At 47.0% G+C, this 5226-nt stretch carries 4 protein-coding genes; 1 reads left to right on the forward strand and 3 read right to left on the reverse strand.

The features are described from left to right. Positions 1 to 829: 3',5'-cyclic nucleotide phosphodiesterase (locus ACKPQ4_RS04460; protein WP_407680005.1), on the forward strand; the 829-nt coding region annotated here is incomplete at its 5' end. A 51-nt stretch (positions 830 to 880) separates the two neighbouring features. On the opposite strand, the gene ACKPQ4_RS04465 is transcribed toward ACKPQ4_RS04460, so the two are convergent. The 3 genes from ACKPQ4_RS04465 to ACKPQ4_RS04475 all read right to left on the reverse strand — a co-directional run. After that, complete coding sequence (locus ACKPQ4_RS04465; RefSeq protein WP_407680006.1) at positions 881 to 1426, reverse strand: hypothetical protein; 546 nt, start codon at positions 1424 to 1426, stop codon at positions 881 to 883. Positions 1427 to 1534: 108 nt separating this feature from the next. Next, on the reverse strand, positions 1535 to 3028 hold the full coding sequence (locus ACKPQ4_RS04470; protein WP_407680007.1) for a DUF1501 domain-containing protein: 1494 nt from the start codon (positions 3026 to 3028) through the stop codon (positions 1535 to 1537). A 24-nt stretch (positions 3029 to 3052) separates the two neighbouring features. Further along, positions 3053 to 5226, reverse strand: a 2174-nt coding sequence (locus ACKPQ4_RS04475) for a DUF1553 domain-containing protein (protein WP_407680008.1), incomplete at its 5' end; no start/stop codon positions are given.

Raw genomic sequence — 5226 nt, forward strand, 5'->3', positions numbered from 1 at the left:
TAATACCTTAAACTCTCCCCTCATCCAAAAAGGTTATCATACCTTCACCCATGCCATTGATGTGCTGGCGACCACTCATGCATTGCTTGAGTGTGGTGGGTCCCGCTTTTTAAAAGATTTCGAACAAACCGCTCTACTCGTAGCAGCTGTTGCCCACGACGCCCTTCATCTTGGGGTAAATAATCAATACCTTATTAATATAAAACATCCTTTGGTCAAAGAGTTTGGTGAGGACAGCTTACAGGAGAAACGTTCAATTGATTACCTTCTGAAATTAATCAAAAAGCATCATTTATTTACCCAATCTGACGTTTCTAACCCTGAAGAAAATAATCAGATCAAAAGATCTCTTAAATTGATCAATGAAGCTATCCTCTATACCGATTTCAAAAGGCACAAGGAATTGATGGATCGCATGAATGCAAAAATACCTTCAATCCTTAAAGTGATACAAGGTAACAGTGAGCAACACATTAATCTTTCTTCCAGTCTTGATAATGATACACGAACCCTTATCGCTTCATTCATCTTACATACTGCCGATGTCAGTAATCCGGGCAAAAAATGGCCAATTTGTGAGCGTTGGGCCAACTTAGTGATGGCTGAATTTTTTGGACAGGGAGACTTGGAAAAAAGCCTTGGTATGAAGCCCTCGATGAATTGCGATCGTGATTCCGTACTGATTCCCGAATGCCAATTAGGCTTCGGTAAATATGTAGTTCATGATCTTTATGTGTCGCTTGCTAAAATAATACCAGAGGGAGGAAACTTTTTACTGAAAAATTTAGACGCGAACCGAGACCATTGGGAGGCGATGCGCAAGAAATAGATTTAATTTAAAAGATTACGTGCTTTTACCACGCATTTCAAAATCTCCAATTTAAACAGATTCTTCTATCCTGTCCTTGTAAAATAATCTTCGAGGTGGATGGAGTTCCATTCCATAGGAACGATTGATCAACCGCAACCAATCCTCCGGCCATTTTTTGGCATGAGGGTTTGATATTGCCTTAGCAGTGTAACCGCTAGAGTTAGTGTAAAACATAAAGTAATGATCTGCATCGATATCTGCTGAAAGATCATGGGCGAAATTGCCAAAGTTTTCCTTAGAAATCATTTTCAAGAAAGAATCCCAAGGATCCAAATAATCTGATGATACTTCGATTGGTATTTTGATATCAGGAATAGTAGTGAGGTGACCGTCCATAGGGTCTACTTTTATAGTTTCACGCAAAGGAGCAAGAAAACGGGTAACTCGTATCCGCATCCTATTCCCTGATGTATACACATCCATCACAGTCTCTCTACCCCGTTGGGCCAAGCGGACCAGACGCAGATACATTCTGCCGGAATGAGGAGGGGGCAAGTCCATCACTCCGGAGTACCGGGCCGCTTGGCGTTCCAACAATAAAGGATAAGATAACATCTATACCACTGACACTAGCAACTTCAGTGCCACATGGTTGTGGATTCATAAAACTTGAAGGAACCTTACCCCAAAGAATAAAACCCGGGGTAATTCTGCAAAAGAAACCTAGGCGATGATGTCTTTTAAAACGTGACCGTGGATATCGGTAAGGCGAAAATCCCTACCCTGATAACGGTAGGTAAGTTTTCGGTGATCAATCCCAAGCAGGTGGAGGATAGTGGCATTGAGATCGTGAATATGCATGGTATCGGGTGTCCAATGATCTTTGTTTGGCCGTATCACATTTCCATCACGATCAGTCAGGTTGTAACCGTACTCGTCAGATTGTCCATAAGTGATCCCTGGCTTGACTCCACCCCCAGCCATCCAAGTGGTAAAGGCACGGGGGTGATGATCACGACCATAATTCTCACGAGTAAGTTTGCCTTGGCAGTAATTGGTACGGCCAAATTCCCCCCCCCATACCACCAAGGTATCGTCCAGCATGCCTTGGCGTTTCAAGTCAGTAATTAAGCCATAACAGGCCTGATCGATATCCTTACATTGAGAACCATGCTGGGCAGGCAGACCTCCATGAGAATCCCATCCTCGGTGAAAAATTTGGATATTGCGCACACCCCGTTGGGCCATACGTCGAGCATTTAGGCAACTTGCAGCAAAAGTACCAGGGGTACGGGCATCCTCTCCATAAAGCTCGAAAACCTCTTTTGGTTCATCCTTCATATCCATGAGCTCAGGAATCGATGCCTGCATACGGTAGGCCATTTCATGCTGCTTGATCCGGGAAAGTACCTCTGGGTCTGCAAATTCCTGAAAATGATTTTGATTAAGAGCAGCGAGGGCATCGAGCTGGGCCCTTCGGTCACCTCGTGTAACTCCCTGTGGATTTTTTAAATAAAGCACAGGGTTTTCTGCTGCTCGAAAAAGTATACCCTGATGGTCGGATGGCATGAAACCAGTACCCCAAAGGCGGTTAAAGAGGCTCTGCTGGGGGTGATTGGTCCGGGCAAGCATGACCACATAGTTGGGCAAATTCTCATTCATACTACCCAATCCATAGCTCAACCAAGAACCGAGACTCGGACGACCTGGGATCTGGCTACCCGTTTGGATGTAAGTAATTGCAGGGTCGTGATTAATTGCTTCGGTAAAGGTCCCATGGACCACACACAATTCTTTGGTAATTTTGGAAGTGTAAGGGAGCAATGAGCTTACCCAAACGCCTTTGTCATTGTTATCACACTTTGTAAATTCAAACTTGCTGGGTGCAAGCGGTAGGGTTTTCTGCCCGGAGGTCATCCCGGTAATACGCTGCCCATCCCGCACTTCAGGAGGAAGATCTTTTCCATATTCCTCGCTTAAGCGAGGCTTGTAGTCCCACATATCAATATGGCTGGGTCCCCCGCTCATAAACAGGTAGATCACCCGCTTGGCTGTGGCCTTGTGATGCAGACCCTCGGTGGGTACGGATCGCCCCAATAAATCGCTACTGAGCAGGCTGGCCATGGAGGCGGTACCCAACCCAAGAGCGGAACGGCCAAAGAATTGTCGGCGGTTAATATGGAAGGAATTGTCGAGAAATAAATCTGCCTGGTTCATAGTCTTGGTCTCCTGTTATAAATCTTAATAAAGCAAAATGGCCGGGTCACTCGCCAGCATAGTGGCGGCCACCTGCGTCCATGCGGCTACCTCTGCTACGGGTAATTTTTCATCCACTGGGGCGAGGCCCTGTTCAAGCACCTTACGGGCATCCTCCTCCGACAGGGAGAACCTGCTCTTTGCATTGTCCAATAGGGTGGACAGAGCTGTGGACTCCACCGTGCTTGGCTTCCGGGAGGTAAGCAGGGTGAAAAGATACTCGATCCGGTTATTATCCGTATGCTCATCCCGAAGCAATCGCTCGGCTAGCTTACGGGCGGTTTCCATCCGTTGAGTCTCATTAAACAAAGCAAGAGACTGTAGCGATGTACTGGTACGGGAGCGTTGCACACAGCTTGACTCCCGGCTGGGAGCATCAAACAAAGTCATCATCGGATGCGGGGAGGTACGTTTCCAGTACATGTAAAGACTGCGACGATAAATACTATCATCCTTATTCATCTCATAGTTTTTGGTATCACTGTTTGGGTGAGACAGAGCGATCCACATACCGGATGGTTGATAAGGCTTGAAACCCTCCCCTCCGATTTTACGATTGAGCAATCCGGATGACCATAGGGATAAATCCCGAACCACCTCGGCATCGAGCTTGAAGGATGGCCCCCTACCCCAATACTTATTTTCGGGGTCTGGAAAATCGGACCGTCTAGCGGAGGATTGTTTAAAGGTTCGACTGGTGAGGAATTGTTTGAGCAATCGCTTCAGATTCCATCCGTTTTCCTGAAAGTCCACCGCCATCCAGTCAAGCAGTTCTGGGTGGGTTGGATGTTCTCCCTGTAAACCAAATTCTTCGGGCGTACGCACAAGTCCATCACCAAACACCATTAGCCAGAAACGGTTTACCAACACGCGGGCGGTCAGGGGCTGGTCATTTGAAGTGATCCACTGAGCCAAACCGAGGCGGTTCGATGGGCTGCCAGCATCCATTTCACCTAAAACGGAAAAGACCCCTGGGTTGAGAGGTTTACCAATAGGCTTATCGTATTCTCCACGCTCTAGAACCTGGGTGACCCGCTTTCTTTGCTCGGGTAAATCCTGAGCAATTAACGTAGTGGTCAGGTAATTCCTTTGCCCCTGTATACGTTCATTGTTGAGCTGCTGGGCCTGGGCGAGCAGATCATCCTTCGCGGCCAGGTGTTTTTTCAAAAGCTCGATCTCGGCAATTTGCATAAACTTTGCATAAACATCGGATAACTTGGGAAAGTTTAGGCGGTATGTAGTAAAAGACTGGTTGTTCTCAAAGAGAATTTCTCTACTCTGTTTGCGCTTGGTAAAGCTGGGCACATCCCCTTCGGAAATTAAAGTGAAAGTTTTCCCATCAGTGGACCCTTCCAGTTTGTAGGTCTTGGGGTCCCGCCCTGGGTGATCCGCAGCGGATGTTAGACTGATTCCATGGATGATCCCATTGGGGGTGAAAATGGTTAGGCCGCTGCCATTACCATCACGATTTAGGTATATTGTATCCAACCGGTCATCAATCGCGTGTTCGGGCTTTTGGCTTCTTTTGTGAAAATTTTGGGAACTTGCCTTCACTCGATTACCCGGCTTTGAAAGATCGGGTACGAGTAAATCTGCAAGTTTGGCTAAACTCTCATCACTTCCCTTGTATTTTCCGGTTGCCCGAACTTCTTTAAGAAAGGCAGCTTCCTTGCCCAAAAAATCCTCCCATTTCTTTTTCGATACCGGGTCTTTTGCCACGGTTAAATGATCCCCGTATACATATTGATTGCGGTCCATCGAATGTTCTGCGGTGTTATTAAAAAAAGCGAGAAACTCGAAATATTCATCGTGGGTAATGGGATCGTACTTATGAGTGTGGCAGCGTGCACAGGTCAGGGACAATCCAAGTAGGGCTGTGCCGGTGGTTTCCACCCGGTCAAAGTTATTTTTTGCCTGAAATTCTGTCGCAATTGCTCCCCCCTCTCCCGTGGTTGGATTGAGTCGCACATATCCGGTAGCGATTTTTTGGTCCTCGGTTGGATTGGGCAAAAGATCGCCGGCCAACTGCCATTGGATAAATTCATCGAAAGGCAGATTTTGATTGAGGGCACGTACTACCCAGTCCCGGTACGGGTAGATCCCCCGGCGATTATCGAGATGAAGACCGTGGGTATCCCCATAGCGCACCGCATCCAACC

This window comes from Candidatus Chordibacter forsetii, from assembly GCF_964187505.1.
In the GTDB taxonomy this organism is placed as follows: Bacteria; Verrucomicrobiota; Verrucomicrobiia; order Opitutales; family Seribacteraceae; genus Chordibacter; species Chordibacter forsetii.

Coding starts and splice junctions, on each gene's coding strand:
- ACKPQ4_RS04465 (WP_407680006.1), bottom strand. CDS start 1,426: ATGTTATCTTATCCTTTATTGTTGGAACGCCAAGCGGCCCGGTACTCC.
- ACKPQ4_RS04470 (WP_407680007.1), bottom strand. CDS start 3,028: ATGAACCAGGCAGATTTATTTCTCGACAATTCCTTCCATATTAACCGC.